General features: G+C 67.3%; 23 protein-coding genes and 1 tRNA gene. 13 read left to right on the forward strand and 11 right to left on the reverse strand.

The annotated features are described in order from the left end of the window. The first annotated feature begins 12 nt into the window (after nt 1-12). Nucleotides 13-315, forward strand: coding sequence for a ribosomal protein L7/L12 (locus tag ACE3SL_RS03730; protein WP_374524414.1), 303 nt, complete (start codon nt 13-15; stop codon nt 313-315). 19 nt (nt 316-334) lie between these two features. Here ACE3SL_RS03730 and ACE3SL_RS03735 read toward each other — a convergent pair. After that, nucleotides 335-410, reverse strand: a tRNA-Val gene (locus ACE3SL_RS03735). 57 nt (nt 411-467) lie between these two features. Continuing rightward, a complete protein-coding gene (locus ACE3SL_RS03740) occupies nt 468-1490 on the reverse strand; it encodes a MarR family transcriptional regulator (RefSeq protein WP_374524415.1) in 1023 nt (340 codons plus the stop codon). 180 nt (nt 1491-1670) lie between these two features. On the opposite strand from ACE3SL_RS03740, the gene ACE3SL_RS03745 reads away from it, so the two are divergent. Genes ACE3SL_RS03745 through ACE3SL_RS03770 form a run of 6 tightly spaced genes read left to right on the forward strand, consistent with a single transcriptional unit; the run spans nt 1671 to nt 5404 of the window. Continuing rightward, entirely contained in the window at nt 1671-2288 is a 618-nt protein-coding gene (locus tag ACE3SL_RS03745) for a thermonuclease family protein (protein WP_374524416.1), read from the forward strand. 37 nt (nt 2289-2325) lie between these two features. Continuing rightward, nucleotides 2326-2703 (forward strand): fluoride efflux transporter CrcB, encoded by a 378-nt coding sequence (gene crcB / locus ACE3SL_RS03750; RefSeq protein WP_374524417.1) that lies wholly within the window; start codon nt 2326-2328, stop codon nt 2701-2703. Further along, nucleotides 2700-3857, forward strand: coding sequence for an RluA family pseudouridine synthase (locus ACE3SL_RS03755; protein ID WP_374524418.1), 1158 nt, complete (start codon nt 2700-2702; stop codon nt 3855-3857). Before crcB ends, ACE3SL_RS03755 begins: the two co-directional genes overlap by 4 nt. Beyond that, nucleotides 3857-4492, forward strand: coding sequence for an FMN-binding negative transcriptional regulator (locus tag ACE3SL_RS03760; protein ID WP_374524419.1), 636 nt, complete (start codon nt 3857-3859; stop codon nt 4490-4492). Before ACE3SL_RS03755 ends, ACE3SL_RS03760 begins: the two co-directional genes overlap by 1 nt. Next, the gene (locus tag ACE3SL_RS03765; protein ID WP_374524420.1) at nt 4476-4712 is read left to right on the forward strand and encodes a hypothetical protein; all 237 of its coding nucleotides are present in this window, start codon (nt 4476-4478) and stop codon (nt 4710-4712) included. Before ACE3SL_RS03760 ends, ACE3SL_RS03765 begins: the two co-directional genes overlap by 17 nt. Then, nucleotides 4709-5404 (forward strand): ATP12 family chaperone protein, encoded by a 696-nt coding sequence (locus tag ACE3SL_RS03770; protein WP_374524421.1) that lies wholly within the window; start codon nt 4709-4711, stop codon nt 5402-5404. The genes ACE3SL_RS03765 and ACE3SL_RS03770 overlap by 4 nt, the downstream gene beginning before the upstream one ends. On the opposite strand, the gene ACE3SL_RS03775 is transcribed toward ACE3SL_RS03770, so the two are convergent. From ACE3SL_RS03775 to crtY, 9 genes are all read right to left on the reverse strand, one after another. Continuing rightward, a complete protein-coding gene (locus ACE3SL_RS03775; protein ID WP_374524422.1) occupies nt 5401-6204 on the reverse strand; it encodes a crotonase/enoyl-CoA hydratase family protein in 804 nt (267 codons plus the stop codon). The genes ACE3SL_RS03770 and ACE3SL_RS03775 overlap by 4 nt on opposite strands. A gap of 147 nt (nt 6205-6351) precedes the next feature. Continuing rightward, nucleotides 6352-6960 (reverse strand): 2-hydroxychromene-2-carboxylate isomerase, encoded by a 609-nt coding sequence (locus ACE3SL_RS03780; RefSeq protein ID WP_374524423.1) that lies wholly within the window; start codon nt 6958-6960, stop codon nt 6352-6354. After that, nucleotides 6957-8489, reverse strand: coding sequence for an acyl-CoA synthetase (locus ACE3SL_RS03785; protein WP_374524424.1), 1533 nt, complete (start codon nt 8487-8489; stop codon nt 6957-6959). Before ACE3SL_RS03785 ends, ACE3SL_RS03780 begins: the two co-directional genes overlap by 4 nt. A gap of 183 nt (nt 8490-8672) precedes the next feature. Then, entirely contained in the window at nt 8673-9191 is a 519-nt protein-coding gene (locus tag ACE3SL_RS03790; RefSeq protein WP_374524425.1) for an AAA family ATPase, read from the reverse strand. Beyond that, nucleotides 9188-9754 (reverse strand): nicotinamide riboside transporter PnuC, encoded by a 567-nt coding sequence (pnuC, locus tag ACE3SL_RS03795; protein WP_374524426.1) that lies wholly within the window; start codon nt 9752-9754, stop codon nt 9188-9190. The genes ACE3SL_RS03790 and pnuC overlap by 4 nt, the downstream gene beginning before the upstream one ends. Further along, the gene (locus tag ACE3SL_RS03800) at nt 9751-10710 is read right to left on the reverse strand and encodes a phytoene/squalene synthase family protein (RefSeq protein WP_374524427.1); all 960 of its coding nucleotides are present in this window, start codon (nt 10708-10710) and stop codon (nt 9751-9753) included. Before ACE3SL_RS03800 ends, pnuC begins: the two co-directional genes overlap by 4 nt. After that, on the reverse strand, nt 10710-11291 hold the full coding sequence (locus ACE3SL_RS03805) for a TIGR00730 family Rossman fold protein (RefSeq protein ID WP_374524428.1): 582 nt from the start codon (nt 11289-11291) through the stop codon (nt 10710-10712). The genes ACE3SL_RS03800 and ACE3SL_RS03805 overlap by 1 nt, the downstream gene beginning before the upstream one ends. Before the next feature lie 96 nt (nt 11292-11387). Then, nucleotides 11388-12860, reverse strand: coding sequence for a phytoene desaturase (locus tag ACE3SL_RS03810; protein ID WP_374524429.1), 1473 nt, complete (start codon nt 12858-12860; stop codon nt 11388-11390). Next, entirely contained in the window at nt 12857-14014 is a 1158-nt protein-coding gene (gene crtY, locus ACE3SL_RS03815) for a lycopene beta-cyclase CrtY (protein ID WP_374524430.1), read from the reverse strand. The genes ACE3SL_RS03810 and crtY overlap by 4 nt, the downstream gene beginning before the upstream one ends. A 221-nt stretch (nt 14015-14235) precedes the next feature. On the opposite strand from crtY, the gene ACE3SL_RS03820 reads away from it, so the two are divergent. From ACE3SL_RS03820 to ACE3SL_RS03845, 6 genes are all read left to right on the forward strand, one after another. Next, a complete protein-coding gene (locus ACE3SL_RS03820; protein ID WP_374524431.1) occupies nt 14236-14775 on the forward strand; it encodes an N-acetyltransferase family protein in 540 nt (179 codons plus the stop codon). Further along, the gene (locus ACE3SL_RS03825) at nt 14772-15530 is read left to right on the forward strand and encodes a sterol desaturase family protein (RefSeq protein WP_374524432.1); all 759 of its coding nucleotides are present in this window, start codon (nt 14772-14774) and stop codon (nt 15528-15530) included. Before ACE3SL_RS03820 ends, ACE3SL_RS03825 begins: the two co-directional genes overlap by 4 nt. Continuing rightward, nucleotides 15487-15885: a DUF2141 domain-containing protein gene (locus tag ACE3SL_RS03830; RefSeq protein WP_374524433.1), complete on the forward strand. Its 399-nt coding sequence runs from the start codon at nt 15487-15489 to the stop codon at nt 15883-15885. The genes ACE3SL_RS03825 and ACE3SL_RS03830 overlap by 44 nt, the downstream gene beginning before the upstream one ends. Nucleotides 15886-16118: 233 nt before the next feature. After that, the gene (lnt, locus tag ACE3SL_RS03835) at nt 16119-17708 is read left to right on the forward strand and encodes an apolipoprotein N-acyltransferase (RefSeq protein ID WP_374524434.1); all 1590 of its coding nucleotides are present in this window, start codon (nt 16119-16121) and stop codon (nt 17706-17708) included. A 53-nt stretch (nt 17709-17761) separates the two neighbouring features. Further along, entirely contained in the window at nt 17762-18988 is a 1227-nt protein-coding gene (gene metK / locus ACE3SL_RS03840) for a methionine adenosyltransferase (protein ID WP_374524435.1), read from the forward strand. Between the two features lie 40 nt (nt 18989-19028). Further along, the gene (locus ACE3SL_RS03845) at nt 19029-19742 is read left to right on the forward strand and encodes a tRNA (guanosine(46)-N(7))-methyltransferase TrmB (protein WP_374524436.1); all 714 of its coding nucleotides are present in this window, start codon (nt 19029-19031) and stop codon (nt 19740-19742) included. The last annotated feature ends 10 nt before the right edge of the window (nt 19743-19752 follow it).

Consider the following 19752-nt stretch of genomic DNA (forward strand, 5'->3'; position numbering starts at 1 on the left):
TATCGGGGGGCGATGAGCGGTTTTCTTCTCTTCGCCCTCGGCGTCCTCTGCGGCGCGGGGCTGGTCCTTGCGCTGCGGCGCGGCGGCGGGCGCGACCTCACGGGTCCGCCGCGCACGCTTTCGCAGCCGCGTCCGGTTGCGCCGGTCGATCTGCCAAGGATCGACGTCGCGACCGCAAGCCGCGACGAAGAGCTTCTCGACCTGATCCGCCGCGGCCGGAAGATCGAGGCGATCAAGCATCTGCGCGATCGGACCGGCCTCGGCCTCCGCGAAGCGAAGGACGCGATCGAAGCCCTCGAACGCACGGTGGGCTGATTATCCATTTGGGGAATGGTGGTGGGCGCTGACGGGCTCGAACCGCCGACCCTCTCGGTGTAAACGAGATGCTCTACCAACTGAGCTAAGCGCCCCCAAAAGTTGGGAAGCGCGCCCCTGCCACAGCTTCCTTCCGCTGGCAAGCCGTCCCGCTATTCCTCCAGCGCTTCGAAATAGCGCGCCATCGCGTCGAACGCGCCCTCCGACAGCGCGATGAAGATGCGGCGCCCATCGAGCGGGTCGGCTTCGCGCAGGAACAGACCCGCGTCGGTCATCGTCTTGATCCAGCGCAGCGCGGTGGTCGCCGGGACCGCCGCGGCGATGCAGAGGCTCGACACCGATACCGGCTGGCGTTCCAGCCGCGCCGCATAGAGATCGAGCAGCATGTCCCACGCGGGGTCGGCGAACAGGTCGGCAGGAAAATATTGCTCGCGCATCCGCCGTTGGCGCAGCATCCGGCGCACCGCCTTGGCGCGCTGACGGTCGGCGGTACGCTCCTCGGGAACAAAGCTGCGCGGCATCGCCGAGAAGTCGCGTGCCGGTGCGCGGACCTGTCCCGGATAATCGCCATAATCCTCGTTCGCGGGCGCATAGGAAACCGGCGTGCCCGGGAGCCCGCCGCGTTGCCCCGCAAGGTCGCCGAGCAGACGCGAGATGCGTGCAACCTCCTCTTGCAGCCGGTCGATGCGTTCCATCGCCGGATCGCGTGTCACCTCGTGCACCACTTGACCGCCGGCGCGGCGGCAGGCGGCAGCGAACGCTACGCGGCGATCCAATGCGTCCGCATCGATCAGCCATTCGACAGGAAACCCGTCGACCACCCTTGCCGCCAAGCCGTCCAGGGCCTCAAGCGAGGTTTCGCACACCAGCGTTGTTCTTCCGTGCGCAAGAGCCGCGCAGACGGCGGAGAATGTCGCAATATCGATCCCATGCGCCGGGACCAGCCAAGCTATGTCGGCGCCGCATGCCTTCAGACGACCAGCGGCCTCGTCGATCGAGGCCGACGAGAAATCGATCCCGTCGAGCTGCTCCAGCTCGTCGCCGATGATCGAAGGCCCGACGAACAGCAAAGACGACTTGCCACCGCAATGGCGTCGCGGTTTCGGATCTTCTTCGTAGAAGCCGCCCGCAGGAAAAGCCGGCAGCCCGGAAAGCCTCTGTATCGCCTGGTCCATAAAGGTCCTCCCTGTTCCCTCAATCCGCCCCGATGTCCTTATGCCGTCATTCCGGACATATTCACCTTTTGTTCGTTCCCATCTGCCGCCAGATCGGACCCAAGCGCGTGAAGGCTATGAAGCGGCTGCGCGGAAGTTAATCCATTTTGGACACTTTTTGTTCTTTCCGTCAACCCTTTCTTGACGCTTGCCAAGGCCGGGGCGACGCGCCAGTCGATCGCCATGCCGCTGTCGCCCCTCACCCGCATCCGCTGGCGCCGTCGCCTGCGATCGGTCGCGGCGCTGCTCTTGCTGGCCGCGCTCGCCTTCACCGTCTGGTTTGCAACCCCGGCGCCGGTCGAGCCGCTGCCGCTGGCGCATGTCATCGACGGCGACAGCCTGACCGTTCGGCAGAACCGGAATGAAACGGTTGTTCGGCTTACCGGAATCGATGCGGTCGAATATCGGCAGGACTGCGCTCGCGCCGATGGAAGCCGTTGGCCGTGCGGACGCGACGCGCGACGCGCGCTCGGTCGTCTCGCAGGGCGCGGTCCGCTGTATTGCGCGTTCGCGGCGAAGGACCGCTATGGCCGCACCTTGGCATCATGCCGGACCGGGGCGGCCCCGGACGGTATCGATCTTGGCGCCGAAATGGTGCGGCAGGGCTGGGCGGTGGCAACCGGCGACGACTATGGGATCGAGGAAGCGGAGGCGCAGACCAGACGGCGCGGCATCTGGCAGGGCGCTTTCGTGCAGCCCGCCGACTGGCGCACCGTGCACGAGCGGCCTGCGGGCGCTATCGCCATACCCGACGTCTAGCTTTCCGCGACGCGCTTTTGCGGCTAGGGCAGGCGGCATGAACGGACTTTTCCCAGTCATGGTCGGCGGCGCGATCGGGGCCGGCGCGCGGCATCTGGCCGGCCAGCTCATGCTCGCACGGCTCGGCCCCGGCTTCCCCTGGTGGACGCTGTCGATCAATATCGCCGGCAGCCTGCTCATGGGCCTGCTCATCGGCTGGCTCGCGCGCAGCGGCGGCAGCGAACCGGCGCGGCTGTTCCTCGGCGTCGGCATTCTCGGCGGATTCACCACGTTCTCGTCGTTCAGCCTCGAATTCTGGCTGCTGTTCGAACGCGGGCAGGTCCTGCAAGCCGCCGCCTATGTGCTCGCGTCGGTGATCGCCGGCATCGCCGTCTGCGGCCTCGGGATGCTCGCGATGCGGCAGCTTCCCGCATGAGCCGCGACAACGCCACCGTCGCCGATGAGGATCACGGCATCCGCCTCGACCGCTGGTTCAAGCGCCATCGGCCGGGGACGCCGCATGCGCTGATCGCGCGCTGGGCGCGCGCCGGCGAGCTGACGCTCGACGGCAGGAAGGCCGATGTGTCCGACCGCATCGAGGCGGGACAGGTCATCGCGATGCCGGTCCCGCCCGCGGCGCCCTCGGGGCCGAAGCCGCGCAAGGAAAAGCCCTTGTCGCCCGCCGACATCGCATTGGCGGAATCGATGGTGATCCACCGCGACGCGAGCGCGCTCGTCCTCGACAAGCCGCCGGGGCTCGCGACGCAGGGCGGCACGAAGACCGAGAGCCACGTCGATGGCCTGCTCGGCGCGTTGCAGGGAGAGGCGCCGGTGCGGCCGAAACTCGTCCACCGGCTCGATAAGGATACGTCGGGTGCGCTGCTCATCGCGCGCACCCCGCGCGCTGCGGCGTGGTTCGCCAAGGCTTTCTCGAACCGCAGCGCGCGCAAGACCTATTGGGCGATCGTCGTCGGCGTCCCCGACATCGCGCAGGGCGAGATCGACCTGCCGCTCGCGAAACAGCCCGGATCGGGCGGCGAGAAGATGCACGTCGATGAAAAGGGCCTGCCGTCCAAATCGCGCTACCGGGTCATCGAACGGGCGGGGAACAGCGCGGCGTGGGTCGAGCTCCAGCCGCTTACCGGCCGCACCCATCAGCTGCGCGTCCATATGGCGGCGATCGGCCATCCGATCGTCGGCGATGGCAAATATGGCGGCAAGACCGCCTTCCTGACCGGAACGATCAGCCGCAAGCTGCACCTCCACAGCCGCCGTCTGCGCATCGACCATCCCGACGGCGGCGCGCTCGATATTTCGGCGCCGGTCCCCGAACATTTCGCCGCGAGCCTCGACGCACTGGGGTTCGATCCGCTGCTCGGCGACGTGCTGACAGAGGAGGCGCCGAAGCCCTCGGCAAAGACGGTCCAGAAGGCGAAGGCGAAGGCGCACGCCAAGCAGGTCCGCAAGGCGCGCCGTGGCGAACGGCGCGGCCGCGCCGAGGCGAAGGCCAAGCCCGCCGGCAAACCGCCGGCGAAGCGCGGCTCGCCCAAGCCCGCGGGAAAACGTCCGTCGCCCAGAAAGCCGCGCTGATGCACCCCAATCCGGCTTTCCGTCCGAAGCAGGACGATCTTGCCGCCCTGCTGGTGCGCGAGATCGGTTTCGGCGCCATCTTCGCCGCGACGCGCGACGGGCCGCGCGTCGCCCATGTTCCGGTGGTGCTGAGCGAGGATGCGGCGACGCTGCAATTCCATGTGGCGAACGGCAACGGGCTGACCAGGCATCTGGCCGGCGCCACGGCGCTCGCCGTCGTGCAGGGTCCCGACGCCTATGTCAGCGCGAACTGGTATGACGATCAGGCGAAGGCGGTGCCGACGTGGAATTATGTCGCGGTCGAGATGGAGGGGACGGTCCGCACGCTCGACCACGCCGGCCTGATCGCTCAGCTCGACACGCTCTCGGCGTTGCACGAGGCGCGGATCGGCGAGAGCCCGCCCTGGACGCGGGGCAAGATGGACACCCATTATTTTGCCCGGCTGACCGGCGCAATCACCGGGTTCGAGATGCGGATCACCGCCTGGCGACCGACGGTCAAGCTGTCGCAGAACAAGAGCGCCGGGGAGCGCGAGCGCGTTGCGGCGGGGATCGAGCGGACCGGGCACGGCGCACTCGCCCATTTGATGCGCCAGCTTGGCGGCGAAAGGGAAAGTCATGACAGAGGCCAGTGATGCTCTCGCCAAAAGGCGCTTCTTCGCGCTGTCCTCGATGCGGCTGATGGGCGCACTCTTCATCCTGGCCGGTTTCGTGCTGATCCGCGGCGCGTGGACGCTCGCGGGGCAGCCGACCGACCGTTGGATCGGGGTCGCAGTCGTGCTGATCGGTGTCTTCGATTTCGCCGTCATGCCGCGCATCCTCGCCCGCCGCTGGCGGTCGCCCAAAGAGCTATGAAGCGCTTCTGGAAGCAGGCCGAAGTCATCGCCGAAGATGGCGGCTGGGGTATTGCGCTCGACGGGCGGCCGGTGCGGACACCGGGGCGGGTGCCGCTGGCGGTTCCGAGCCGCAAGCTCGCCGAAGCGATCGCCGCCGAATGGGACGCGCAGGGCGAGACGATCGACCCCGCGTCGATGCCGATGACCGGCCTCGCCAACGCCGCGATCGACCTTGCCAGCGCCGATCCCGCCGCCTTCGCCGAGCCGATCGCCGCCTATACGGCAAGCGACCTCCTTTGCTACCGCGACGACCGCGATGCGGCGCTGCAGGCCGAGCAGGCGGCGGCGTGGAACCCGCTGCTCGCCTGGGCCGAGGCGCACCACGGGATCGAATTCGCGCTGGCGCAGGGCGTGCTGCCGGTCGATCAGCCCGAACCGACGGTCGCCGCGCTCCGCGCCGCCGTTCTTGGCCAAGACCCGTTCCGCCTTGCCGCGCTGACCCTGCTGGTCACGATCGGCGGGTCGCTCGTCGCCGGGCTCGCACTCGCCGAAAAGGCCTTCACCGCCGACGCGCTGTGGGAGGCGGTCAGCCTCGACGAGCTGTATCAGGAGCGCCGCTGGGGCGCCGACAGCGAAGCGCAAAAGGCGCGCGCCCGGCGCGAGGCCGACTGGCACAATGCGGCGCGGTTCCTGAGCCTGCTCGACGATTAATCCGCGAAGTCGGGCTTCCGTTTCTGCATATGCGCCATCACCGCCTCGATCTGGTTGGGGGTGCGGATGACCTTGACCTGCTCGTCGCTTTCGGCCTGCAATATCCCGGCATCGCTCGCATCGGCGAGCATGTTGCAGAGCCGCTTGGCGCCGCGGATCGCGTGCGGGTTCTTGCCCGCGATGACCCGCGCCAGTTCCAGCGCCTTGGCGAGCGGATCGTCCGAGACATGCGTCGCGAAGCCAAGCAGCTTCGCTTCCGACCCTGTGAACTCGCGGTTGGTGTAGATCATCTCGCGCAGCACGTCATCGGCGACCTGCGTCCGCCACAACGCCATCCCCGCGACGTCGGGGACGAGGCCCCAGCGCATTTCCATGATCGCAATCCGCGTGTCGGGGTGGACGATGCGGATGTCGGCGGCGGCCATAATCTGGCTGCCCGCGCCGAAGGCGACGCCGTGCACCGCCGCGATCACCGGCACCGGCAACTCGCGCCAGCCCCACGCCGCATATTGGGCGTTGTTCGCGATGCCCCTCGTGCGGTCGGCGAGCGTGCCGCCCGCGCTGCTCGCGCCGGGGTCGCGCTCGGCGCTGAGGCTGGAGAGGTCGAGCCCGGCGCAGAAGGCGCGGCCCTCGCCCGACAGGACGACGGCGCGCAGGCCCTGTTTCGCCTTCAATTCGTCGATCGCCTCGGCGAGCGCCGACCACATCGCGGCGTCGAGCGCGTTCATCTTGTCGGCGCGGATCAGCCGGACGTCGGCGATGCCGTCCTCCAGCATGGTGATCGAAATGCGGTCTTTCATCAACGAACCCTTCTATTGTGCGATCACGGTAAAGCTCTTGCGTGTCCCCGCGAAGGCGGGGACCCATCTCCGGTCGGTTTCAGATGGCGCCGGCCGGAGATGGGCTCCCGCCTTCGCGGGAGCACACGGCTTTTTTCTCAAAGACGTTCATGTTCTCAGCGCGGCTTCGACGAGCGGAAGCTGGTCGTTGCCGAAATACATGTCGGTGCCATCGACGAAGATCGTCGGCGAGCCATAGCCGCCGCGCGCGATCACCTCCTCGGTATTGGCGCGCAGCCGCGCCTTCACCGCGTCGGTGGTCGAGGCGGCGCGGATCGCGGCGCCGTCGAGCCCGACGGCGTTCGCGGCAGCTTCGAGAACGCCCGGATCGTCGAGATTTTCCTGCCGGTCGAAATAGTTCGCGAAGGCGGCGCCCGCGAAGCGGACGAGTGCGTCCTGATCGTCCTCGATCGCAGAGCAGAAGCGCATCGCGTGGATGCTCTTCGCCGGGTGCCATTGCGACGGAAAATTCATCGGCACCCCCGCCAGCCGCGCCCAGTCCTTCAAGATCTTCCAGCTATGCGCCATGCGACGGTTGTCGGTCTGCTCGCGCGCGGCGTAGACAGCGGGGTTGACCGCGTTGAACACCCCGCCGACGAGGATTGGACGGTATGTCGCGGCGGACCCCGTGCGTTCGAGTACCCCCGGCAGATTATGGAAGGCCAGGCAAGTCCACGGGCTCGACAGGTCGAAGAAGAATTCGACGCGCGCGGTCATTCCCCCGCCTTCGCCTTTTCCCAATATTGGTCGCGCAGCAGGCGCTTGTAGAGCTTGCCGGTGTCGTGGCGCGGCAGCGCCTCCAGGAAATCGATCCGCCGCGGAATCTTCACCCCCGACAATTTCTCGCGCGCATAGACCATGAGCTCGTCGCGGAAGGCGTCGGTCGCGTCGGCCATGTCGGCAGGCTGGACGACCGCGATCACTTCTTCGCCCATTTCCTCGTGCGGGCCGCCGACGACCGCGACATCGGCAACCTTCGGGTGGGTGACGAGATGATTCTCGATCTCCTGCGGATAGATGTTCACCCCGCCCGAGATGATCATGAAGCTCTTGCGGTCGGTGAGATAGAGGAAGCCGTCTTCGTCGAGCTTGCCGACGTCGCCAAGGGTGGACCAGCCTTTCGAATTGCGGCTGGAAGCGGTCTTTTCGGGATCGTCATGATATTCGAACAGGCTGTCGCTTTCAAAGAAGACCGCGCCCTCCTCGCCGACCGGAACCTCGGTCTCATTGTCCTCGCCGACGATATGGACGACGCCGTTGAGCGCACGCCCGACGGTGCCCTTGTGCGTCAGCCAGTCCTGGCTGGTCGCGAAGGTCATGCCATTGCCCTCCGACCCCGCATAATATTCGAGCAGCACCGGTCCCCACCAGTCGATCATCGCCTGTTTGACCGGGATCGGGCACGGCGCGGCGGCGTGGATCGCCCCCTTCATCGAGGTCACGTCATATTGGGCGCGGATTTCGGGCGCGAGCTTGAGCATCCGCACGAAATGGGTCGGCACGAACTGCGCCGAATTGCAGCGATAATGCTGGATCGCCGCGAGCGCGCCTTCGGGATCGAATTTCTTCATCAGGATGACGGTGCCGCCGAGGCGCTGAATCGTCATCGACCAGCGCAGCGGCGCGGCGTGATAGAGCGGGGCGGGCGAGAGATAGACGGTGTCGGGACCGAGCCCGAACGCCGCCGCGGCGAGCGTCACGAGGCTGTTCGGCGCGTCGATCGCGGGTTCCTCGGGCAGCGGAACCTTCACCCCCTTCGGCCGGCCCGTCGTCCCCGAGGAATAGAGCATATCGACCCCGGCGCGCTCGTCGGCGATGCGCTCCGCCGGCATCTTCATCAGCGCGTCCTCGATCGCCGGCCAGCCCGGAATCGCGCCGCCCATCGAAAAGCGCTCGATCCTGGTCTGGAGCTGAAGCGCCGCGGGGGCGAGGCTCGCCGACACGACGAGCATCTTCGCCCCCGAATTTTCGAGGATATAGTCGGTCTCGTCCTGCGTCAGCCGCGACGAGATGCAGACATAACGCAACCCCGCGCGCTGCGCGCCCCAGGTCAGCCCGTAATAATAGGGCGTGTTGTCGAGCATGAAGGCGACGACATCCTCATGCCCCAGCCCATGCGCGCGAAAGAGCTGCGCGGCGCGGTTCGAGGCGGCGTCGAGTTCGCCATAGCTGATCGTCTCGCCGGTTTCGGCGACGACGACCGCGGGCTTGTCGGGGTGGGTCTGGGCATGGACTGAGGGGTGCATCGGGCGATCTCTCCAAAGCTTATTGGTATCTTTATACCCAAGACCCGTAGCAAACTGAAACTTTTGGTCAAGCAAGCTGGAGGTGGTGCGCAGGCGCGCGCGGGTGCGGAACTTTGCGCGCGAAGACCCCGAGGCCATGGTTGGGAAACATCCGCTTCCTCAAAGCTGACATCCCGCCGCCCTTTACCCAAGCCCCGCGGTCTTTACCGCCCCGAGCGCGTTTTCGAGCCGCTCGTTGCCGTCGCCGGTGACCCAGGCCCAAGGCAATCGGCGCCGGTCGAGTTCGGCGAGCGCGACGTCCATGAACTGACGCCGCGCAAGGTCGCTACCGAAGAGACGGGTGCCGTCCTCCTGCCAGGGCAGATCCATCGCTGGGACAAGATAAAGATCGGCGGTGTCGGTCCACGCATCGATCCGGGGCAGGCGGCGCCCGTGCAGCATGATCGCCCACGCTTGCGTCATCAGCGGATCGGTGTCCGATATCAGCCATTCGGGTTTTTGCGCCAGCGCCGCATGCGTCGCCGCGACATGGCCGTCGAAGATCGCGAGCAGGTCGGCCTCGCCGAACTCGGTACCGTTCGTCTCGGCATAGAGGCGGCCATATTCGGGGACGACCAGCCCGCCAAGGCGCGCGGCGAGGCGCGGGGCGAGCGTCGACTTGCCGGTGCTTTCGGCACCGTGGAGGCAGATGTGGCGCGTCACGCCCTCGCCTCCGGCGCGGCGGCGCAGCGCCACTGGATCAAGCCGTCGATCGACAGGCCGAGCAGCACGACATAGACCGCACTCGTCGCATAGAGGCCGCGCCACGCAAAAAGCGGCACCGCGATCAGATCGACGAGAATCCAGAGGAACCAGCTTTCGACGCGCCGCCGCGCGAGCAGCCATTGGGCGGTGATGCTGACCATCGCGATCGCCCCGTCGATCCACGGCGCGGCTGCATCGGTGTAGCGGTGCATCGCGGCGCTCCAGACGATCCACGCGGCGAGCGTCGCACCACCCCAGGTCGCACGCGCCCGTGCGCTCATCCAGCCCACGGGAATGCCGCTTTCCGCGCGCGCGCGGAGCCAGGCGAACAGGCCGTAGAGGTTGAGCGCGAAGAAAAAGCCCTGGAGCAGCATGTCGCTATACAGCTTCGCCTCGAAAAAGACGAAGGCGTAGAGCGTGACCGCAACGAGCGCGAAGGGATAGTTCCAGACGCTCCTGAGCGCGACGAGCGCGACGTTGATCAGAACCAGAACCGCCGCGATCCATTCGAGCTGGCTCATGCCGTCCCCCCGTGGCGCGGCCGCGTCCACAGGCCATCGCGGCTGATCCGGCGCTGCGGCGGGCGGCGCAGCACCGACCAGCCGGCGCGCGCGACCCAGCCGAGCTTGGCGGGCAGCGAGGTCGCGGCGCGATGATCCCACGCATGGTCGCCGCGTGCCCTGACCTCGCGCGCGATGTCGCCATAGATGCCCGCTGCGGCGAGCACCGCCCAACGGCTGCGCGGACCCAGTTTGCGCGCGCCCCAGCGCGCCGACGCCTCATAGTCCGCCGCCATCTCCGACAGCCATTTCGCCATAACCGACAGGCGCGGGCGAAAGGCGGGATGCATGTGCTGGCCGGGCGGAATGTCGAGCTCGACCATCCATTCGACCGGCAGGTAGCAGCGGTCGGCGGCGGCGTCCTCGGCAATGTCGCGCGCGATATTGGCGAGCTGGAACGAGATGCCGAGATCGGAGGCGCGGTCGAGCGTCGTCTCGTCCTTCGGGTCGATCCCCATCACCAGCGCCATCGCGACCCCGACCGCGCCCGCAACATGATAGCCGTAGCGCAGCAGATCGGCCTCGCTGCGCGGGCGCCAGTCCTTCGCGTCGAGATCGAACCCCGCGATGATATCGTGGATGATCGCCCGCGGGATCGCGATCTCGGTGAGCAGCAGGCCGAGCGCATCGAAGGCGGGATCGCCCGTCGGGTCGCCGGCATAAGCGCGGTCGGTCAGGTCGTGGATCTTCGCGATCGCCGCCGCGGCATCGTGCCCCGGCACCATCGCGCCGCCATGGTCCTGCCCGTCGGTCAGGTCGTCGGCGGCGCGGCACCAGGCGTAGAGCAGCCAGACCCGCTCGCGGGTGATGCGGTCGAACAGCTGGCTCGCGAGCGCGAAGCTTTTCGAGCCCTTTACGATGCTGTCGTGCGCAAAGCCGTGGAGGGCCTGTGCGTCATAGCCCCCCGCGTCCGTCATTACAGATCGTCGGCCTTCATCGCGAAGATCGGCTCGTGCGGCTGATAGGCCGCCATCTTGTCGAGCAGTTCGTCGATCCCCGCATCGACGATCATGATCCCGGCGTGCGCGGGCCGGACGAAGCCGACCTCGATCATCCGGCGGTTGAAGGCGATGAGATCGTTGTAGAAGCCCGCCGCATTGAGCAGGCCCACGGGCTTGGCATGATAGCCGAGCTGCGCCCAGCTGATCGCTTCCCAAAGTTCGTCCATCGTCCCCACACCGCCGGGGATGGTCAGGAAACCATCCGACAGATCGGTGAACATTCGCTTGCGCTCGTGCATTCCCGAGACGACGTGCAGTTCGGTGCAGCCGCGATGCGCGACCTCGGTGCCGACGAGCGCGTCGGGGATCACCCCGATCACCTCGCCGCCCGCTTCCAGGGCGCTGTCGGCGACCGCGCCCATCAGCCCGAGCCGCCCGCCGCCATAGACGACGCCGATGCCCCGCGTCGCGAGAGTGCGGCCGACGTGGCGCGCGGTTTCGATATAGATCGGATCGGCGGGGGTCGCAGACCCGCAATAGACGGCAAGGCGTTTCATAAATCTTCCCTTAGCCGTTCGTGTCGGGCGAAGTCGAGACACCCATATGGCGTGTACGACCGATGGGCATCTCGACTTCGCTCGATGCGAACGGAATCATATGTTCAGCATCAACGCGGCGGTCGCCTTTGCGCTTCCGACCACTCCCGGAATCCCCGCACCGGGATGCGTCCCCGCGCCGACGAAGTAAAGGTTCGAAATCCGGTCGTCGCGATTATGAGCGCGAAAGTACGCGCTTTGCCGGAGCAAAGGTTCGAGACTGAAAGCGCTGCCGAGATGCGCCGACAGGTCGCGGCCGAAATCGGTGGGGGCATAGTGGAAGCGCGTGACGAGCCGGGCGCGTAGGTCCGGGAGGACGCGGCGCTCGACCTCTTCCAATATCGCGTCGGCGAAGCGCGCGCCGAAATCGCCGTCCCAGTCGGCCTTGGCCTTGCCGAGATGCGCGACGGGGGCGAGCGCGTAAAAGGTCGCATGGCCTTCAGGCGCCATGCTGCGATCGGTCGCGCTGGGGTGGTGGAGGTAGAGCGAGAAATCCTGCGGTACGACGCCGCCGTAAATGTCGCGCAGCAGCCCCGCGTAACGCGGGCCGAACAGGATGCTGTGGTGCGCGATGCCGGGATAGTCGCCCTTCACCCCGAAATGAACGACGAACAGCGATGGCGACCAGCGCTTGCGCGACAGGCTCCGCGCGACCCTGGCCCCGCGCGGATGCCCGGCGAGCAGGTCGCGGTAGCTGTGCATCAGATCGCCGTTGCACGCGACCATCTCGGCGTCACCGTGCCAGCCGCCGAGCGTCCGGACGCCGGTTGCGCAGTCGCCCGCCGTCTCAATCGCGGTGACCGGGTCGCCGAGGCGCAATGTCCCGCCGAGCCGCTCGAACAATCGCACCATGCCGGCGACCAGCGCGTTGGTCCCGCCGCGCGCCCACCAGACGCCGCCCTGCTTCTCGATGGTGTGGATCAGCGCATAGATAGCGCTGGTCGTCATCGGATTGCCGCCGACGAGCAGAGTGTGGAACGACAGCGCCTGCCGCAGCCTTTCGTCCTTTACATAGGAAGAGACGACCGCATAGACGCTGCGCCACGCCCGATATTTCATCAGCGCGGGCGCGGCGCGGATCATCGAAGCGAAATCGAGGAAGGCGACCGAACCCAGCTTGACATAGCCCTGCTCGTAGACGCCCCGCGAATAGTCGAGGAAGCGTTCGTATCCCGCGACGTCGGCGGGGCTGAGCCGGTCGATCTCGGCGCGCAGCGCGGCCTCATCGTTCGCATAGTCGAAGCGCGATCCATCGCGCCAGTCCAGCCGGTAGAAGGGCATCACGGGGATCAGATCGACGTCGCGCGCCATGTCCTGCCCGCTGAGCGCCCACAGCTCGCGCAGGCACGGCGGATCGGTGATCACGGTCGGTCCCGCGTCGAAGGTGAAGCCGCCCTGGGTCCAGTGATAGGCGCGCCCGCCGGGCTTGTCGCGCGCCTCGACGGTCGTCGTTGCGATCCCCGCCGACTGGAGCCGGATCGCCAGCGCCAGGCCGCCGAAACCCGCACCGATGACGATGGCGCGCCTCATCGCCAATCCAGCTTCGCCAGCGCGGCCAGCGCCTTGCCGACGGGGATGGGCGGCTTGCCCGAGAGGATACGCAGCTTGTCGCGCGCCGTCGATGCCCCGGCATAGAAGCGCGCGATCAGGCCGGGCGACAGGCGGTAAAAGCGTTCGAAGATGCGATAGCGCCGGTTCGGCGCGGCGGCGCGGAACAGCATCGCGCCGAGCATCCGGTAGAAGCGCTGGCGCCGCCACGAAGCCGCCGCCTGATCGCGCAGCACCATGGCGAGGTCGGTCCGGTCAACGAGCGCAGGCAGCGCCGCCGCCGTGCGGACCGCGTCGGGTAGCGAATAGCCGGTGGTCGCGTGGAAGCGGCCCGCGCGAACACCGATGCGCGCCACGCCGTCCGCTTCCGGCCACAGCGCATCGAAATCGCCCGCCACCACGACGGGGAGCCAGCCGGTCTCCTCGCGCTCGATTTCGACGATGGTCCAGCCACGTGCGGTGGCATAGGCGGCGATCCGCTCGCGCACCGCCGCGATGTCGAGCGCGGCATCGTCGCTGTAATAAGTATCCTCGACGAAAACGGTCTCGGCATCGAACGGCAGAGCATAGAAGAAACGGTAGCCGCCGATCTGCTCGGCCGTCGCGTCCATCACCGTCGGCTGGGCCAGCCCGTGCCCACCCTCGATCCGTAGCGCCTGTCCGACGAATTTTTGCCAGCCGCAATCGATTCCCGCGAGGTCGCCAATCCCCCGCGCGTCGATGACATGCCGCGCACCGAGCCGGGTGCCGTCGTCGAAGTGAACCCGTTGCGGTTCCAGCCGGATCGCCGATTGGGCGATCCGCCGGTCGGCGGGGAGTACCGCAGCGACCGCTTCGGCGAGCGCCTCGCCGGTGATGCTGTTGTAAGGCATCGCGAGATCGCGCCGATAGGCAGGGAAAGTGACGGCATAGCCGTCCCAGTGATGACGAATCAACGGTTCGACGAGCCAGCGGTCGCGCGTCGCGACATCGGCGCCAAAGAAGGACCAGATATGGTTGCCGCCGACCGTGCCCGGCTCGATCAGCCGCACGTCGAGGTCGGGCCGCCGCCGCGCGAGCGCCAGCGCCGCGAGCCCGCCCGCGAGTCCGCCGCCGACGATGGCGATGTCGCAGGAAACGGGTTCGGGCACGGCCATGCGGCAGGCTTAGCGGAGCGGGGAGAGCGGGGGAAGCGGCTCCGCCTTGCTCTCCCGTCACCCCGGACTTGATCCGGGGTCCTGCTCTGCACCGTCCGAAAGCGGGGCCCCGGATCAAGTCCGGGGTGACGAAGAATGCAGGCGCGGCAAAGTCAGACTATGCCGCCACCCTCTCCTGAGCGAAGGTGACAAGCGAATTCGCTTCCGGCACAACGCTCTCCATGTCGGATGCGCCCACCTTTACCGTCACCCCCGCCACCCCCGACGATGCGAAGCCGGTCGCCGCCATCTATGCGCATCATGTCGCGCACGGCACCGCGACCTACGACATCGAGCCGCGTAGCGTGCTCGCCACTGCGGGACTGATTTCCGAGCATCGAGCGAAGGACTGGCCCTTCCTGATCGCGCGCGACGAAAACGGAGCGGTCGCGGGCTATGCCTATGCCAGTCAGTTCCGCGACCGCCCGGCCTATGCCTGGACGTGCGAGGACAGCATCTATGTGGGCCCGGCGCATCAGGGGCGCGGGATTGGCCGCGCGCTGCTCGATGCTCTGCTGGTCACGGCGGAGGCGGCGGGGTTTCGCACGATGATCGCGGTGATCGGCGGCGCCGAGCCCGCGTCGGTCGCGCTCCACGCGCGCTGCGGCTTCGCCCATGCCGGACGGCTCGAGGCGAGCGGGTGGAAGCAGGGCCGCTGGCTCGACACGGTTTTCATGCAGCGCGCGCTCGGCGCGGGTGCCGCGAGCCCGCCACCCGGATGAATGCCGCCGCCGCCATCGCGCTGTCGGCGCTCGCGATGACGGCGATCGTCGGGGGGCGCTATCTGCTCAGCAGCGGCGGCTTCGCGCTGGCGACGCGGCTCAGGCATCCCGGCCTCTATCGCGGGCTCGAGGCGCAGATGCGGCGCGAGATCGGCTGGAGCCTAGCCAGCGCCGCCATCTATGGCGTGCCCGCGGGCATCGTCGCCTGGGGATGGCAGGCGCGCGGCTGGACGCGCATCTACACCGATCTCCAGGCCTTTCCGCTCTGGTATCTGCCGGTCAGCCTCTTCGCCTATCTGCTGATCCACGATATGTGGTTCTATTGGACGCACCGGCTGATGCACCGCCCCCGGCTGTTCCGCCTTGCGCACGCCGTCCATCACCAGAGCCGCCCGCCGACCGCATGGGCGGCGATGAGCTTTCACCCCGTCGAGGCGATCAGCGGCGCCATCGTCATTCCGGCGCTGGTGTTCGTCGTTCCCATCCATGCCGCAGCGCTGGGGCTGGTCCTGGCGATTATGACGATCATGGGCGTCGGCAACCATATGGGGTGGGAGATGTTCCCGCGCGCGCTCGTCCATGGACCGGCGGGGCGATGGCTGATAACCGCAACGCATCACGAAGCGCATCACGCCGCCTATCGGGGGAATTATGGCCTTTACTTCCGTTTCTGGGACAAGGCGTGCGGCACGGATATCGGGCTGGGCGCTTTTGCCGCTGCTGGCCGCGGCGAGCACGCCGCCGCCGAGCGTTGAGGTCAGCATCACCGGGCTGCGCAACGCCAAGGGGCAGCTTCTCGTCTGCCTGACCACCAATCCGAAAGCCTTTCCCGATTGCAGCAAGGACAAGGCGTCGGTGCGAATGGCGGTAAAGACGGCCGACGCAGGCGACTTCATCGTCCGTGCGCCCGCCGACGGCACCTATGCGATCGCAGTCGTTCACGATGAGAACGGCAACAACAAGATGGACATGGCGCTGTTCCTGCCAAGAGAGGGTTTCGGCTTCTCGCGCAACCCGGCGATCCGAATGGGACCGCCGAAGTTCAAGGCGGCGAGTTTTGCGGTCGCGGGCGAGGTGCGGCAGGCGATCCGGATGAAATATATGCTGTGAAGGCGGCTTTGGGGTGGTGAGCGGACGCTGCCCTTTCTTTACTTCGTCATCCCCGCGAAAGCGGGGACCCAGAGCGTCCGTCCGCTTACCCATCCCTGGGTTCCCGCTTTCGCGGGAATGACAAAGTTAGGAGAGGCAGGGCGTCCGCTTCCGGTCGAAACCGGCCGACAGGTCCGCCGTCCCGAAACGCGCAAGTCATTGTCGGGGCACCGCCGCGCGGCTAAAGAGCGCGCGTGACCGCGATCTCTTCCCGCATCATCGCTTTCGCCGACCGCTGGCCGAAGCTCCTCGCCCTGGCTCTCGGTGCCGTGTCAGCGACGGGGTTCGCACCGTTGAACCTCTGGCCGCTGACCTTGCTCGCCTTCGCGGGCTGGATAGCGCTGGTCGCGCGGAGTTTCAAAGGGCGGCGCGCGCTCGGGATCGGCTGGGCCTTCGGGGTCGGGCATTTCGCCATCGGCCTCAACTGGATCGCGACCGCCTTCACCTATCAGGCGGCGATGCCGGCGTGGCTGGGGTGGGTCGCGGTGCTGCTATTGGCGCTCTATCTGGCGGTCTATCCGGCGCTGGCGGCATGGGGGGCGTGGCAGGTCCGGCAGCGGCCCGCAACGGAGCCATCCTATATCCTCGCTTTCGCAGCGCTATGGGCGCTCACCGAATGGCTGCGGAGCTGGGTGTTCACCGGCTTTGCGTGGAATCCGCTCGGCGCGATCGCAGCCGGGCCTTTTGCTTCGGCGGCAATCTGGATCGGAACCTACGGAATAGGCGCGCTGATCCTGCTCGTGGCGGGCGCGCTGCCGCTGCTTGCAGCGCGGCGCTGGAAAGCGGCGGCGCTCGTTGCGGCGGGGCCGGGGCTGCTCACCGCAGCTGCCATTGCCGGCATCGCGAGTGCGAGCGTCACCGTCGCGATCAACGGCAAGGCCATGAACGCCCCATCACGCATCCCGATCACCGTCGTCCAGCCCAATGTCGGGCAGCAGGACAAATGGGAGGGCAGCAAGGCCGACGCCAATTTCGCCAAGCTGGCGCGGCTGACCGCGCCGAAGGATGACGTGCCGCGGCTGATCCTGTGGCCCGAGGCGGCGATCCCGGACTATCTCGAAACCGGATATCCGCCCGTCTATTACGACCGCTCGCCCGCCGAGGCGCGCGGGCGGCTGACCAGCCTGATGAACCCCGGCGACGTCATGCTGCTCGGCGCACTCAAGCTCGAGTTCGACAGACGCGGCGAGGCGGTCGGCGCGCGCAATGCGGTGATGACCGTGCATTCCGACGGCACGCTCGGCGCGCGCTACGACAAGGCGCATCTCGTCCCCTATGGCGAATATCTGCCGATGCGGCCGATATTGTCGGCGATCGGCCTGTCGCGCCTCGCGCCCGGCGACATCGATTTCTGGCCCGGCCCCGGCCCGCACACGCTCGACCTCGGGCGCTTCGGTCGGGCGGGGCTGCAAATCTGCTACGAGATCATCTTCTCGGGGCAGGTCGTCGACCGCACCCATCGCCCCGACTTCATCTTCAACCCGTCGAACGACGCCTGGTTCGGCGGCTGGGGTCCGCCGCAGCATCTGGCGCAGGCGCGGCTGCGCGCGATCGAGGAGGGGTTGCCCGTGATCCGCGCAACGCCGACCGGGATCAGCGCGGTAATCGATGCCGACGGCCGCGTCCGCGAATCGATCCCGATGCACACGGCAGGGCGGATCGATACCGTCATCCCGCGCCCCCACGCCCCGACGCTCTTCGCGCTATATGGCAATATGCTGCCGGTCGGTTTTGCCCTGCTGCTGCTCGCCGCCGCCATTGCCTTTCGGCGGCGCGGGCGCTAACAGGCGCCGACATAAAGCATCCTTTATATTCGATTCCACAAAAGGTCCCCTCCATGCGCAACAGCTTCCTCTTCACCTCCGAAAGCGTGTCCGAAGGCCATCCCGACAAGGTCGCCGACCAGATTTCGGATTCGATCGTCGATCTGTTCCTGTCGAAGGACCCCGAAGCGCGCGTCGCGTGCGAGACGCTGACCACGACGCAGCTTGTCGTGCTGGCGGGCGAAATTCGCTGCAAGGGCGTGTTCGAGAATGGCGAATGGGCGCCCGGCGCGCTCGACGAGATCGAGGCGACCGTCCGCAAGACGGTGAAGGATATCGGCTATGAACAGTCGGGCTTCCACTGGAACGAGTTCCGCTTCGAAAACAACCTCCATGGCCAGTCGGCGCACATCGCGCAGGGCGTCGACGAGAGCGCCGACAAGGACGAAGGCGCGGGCGACCAGGGCATCATGTTCGGCTATGCATCGGACGAGACACCCGACCTGATGCCCGCGACGCTCGATTACAGCCACAAGATCCTCGAGCGCATGGCCGCCGACCGCAAGGCCGGCACGGCGCCCTTCCTCGAACCCGACGCCAAGAGCCAGGTCACGCTGCGCTATGCCAACGAGCGCCCGGTCGAAGCGACCGCGATCGTCGTGTCGACGCAGCATGCGCCGGGTTATTTCTTCCACGGCGGCGACGGCGACGAAGCGAAATATCAGGAGCTGCGCAAATATGTGCTCGGCGTGATCGCCGACGTGCTGCCGGCCGAGCTGCTGACCGCGAACACCGTCTATCACATCAATCCGACCGGCCGTTTCGAGATCGGCGGCCCCGATGGCGACGCCGGGCTGACCGGCCGCAAGATCATCGTCGACACCTATGGCGGCGCCAGCCCGCATGGCGGCGGCGCGTTCAGCGGCAAGGACCCCACCAAGGTCGATCGCTCGGCGGCTTATGTCACCCGTTATCTTGCAAAGAACATCGTCGCCGCGGGGCTTGCCCGCCGCTGCACGATCCAGCTGAGCTATGCGATCGGCGTCGCCGAGCCGCTGTCGATCTATGTCGACCTGCACGGCACCGCCGCCGAGGGTGTGACCGAGGGCGCGATCGAGCAGGCGATTCCGCAGCTCGTCCGTCTGACGCCGAAGGGCATCCGCACCCACCTCGGCCTCAACAAGCCGATCTACAAGCAGACCGCCGCCTACGGCCATTTCGGCCGCACCGCGACGGGCGACGCCTTCCCGTGGGAACGCACCGACCTGACCGAGAAACTGAAGGCCGCCATCGCCGCTTGACGGCTTGCCCGCGCCCGGCGCCAAGGCTAGGGCGCGCGGCATGACGGCTTATAAATCAGGCGATCCGACGACGCTCAACCGGCTCTATGGCCGCGCGAAGGGCAAGCCCCTGCGCGCGGGGCAGCAGGATCTGGTCGATCATCTGCTGCCGCAGATCGCGGTGCCGGAAGTTGGCGAAGTTGCCGCGCAGCATCTGTTCGGCGACGAACGTCCGTTGCATTTTGAAATCGGTTTTGGCGGCGGCGAGCATATGGCGGGGCGCGCCGACATGCTCCCCGATCATGGCTTCATCGGCGCCGAGCCGTTCGTCAACGGCGTGGCGCAGGCGCTGGTCCATATCGCGGGCGATCATGGTGCGCGCCTGCCGCTCGCCAATGTCCGCATCCATCATGGCGACGCACTCGAGGTGCTGCGCCGGATTCCCGACGGCGCGCTCTCCTTCGCCTATCTGCTCCATCCCGATCCGTGGCCAAAGGCGCGCCATGCCAAGCGGCGGATGATGAACGACGGGCCGGTCGATCTGATCGCCGCGAAGCTGAAGCCCGGCGGCGAATTCCGCTTCGGCACCGACCATCCCGTCTATCTGGCGCACGCGCTGATGGTCATGCGGCGCCATCGCCACCAGTTCGAGTGGCTCGCGAAGGAGGCGAAGGACTTCCTCGTCCGCCCAGGCGGCTGGCCCGAAACGCGCTACGAGGCCAAGGCCCGTGCGCAAGGGCACGAGGTATGGTATTTCCGCTACCGGCGGAAATAAAACGGAACGC

Origin of the sequence: Sphingopyxis sp., assembly GCF_041916015.1 — a bacterium.
In the GTDB taxonomy this organism is placed as follows: domain Bacteria; phylum Pseudomonadota; class Alphaproteobacteria; order Sphingomonadales; family Sphingomonadaceae; genus Sphingopyxis.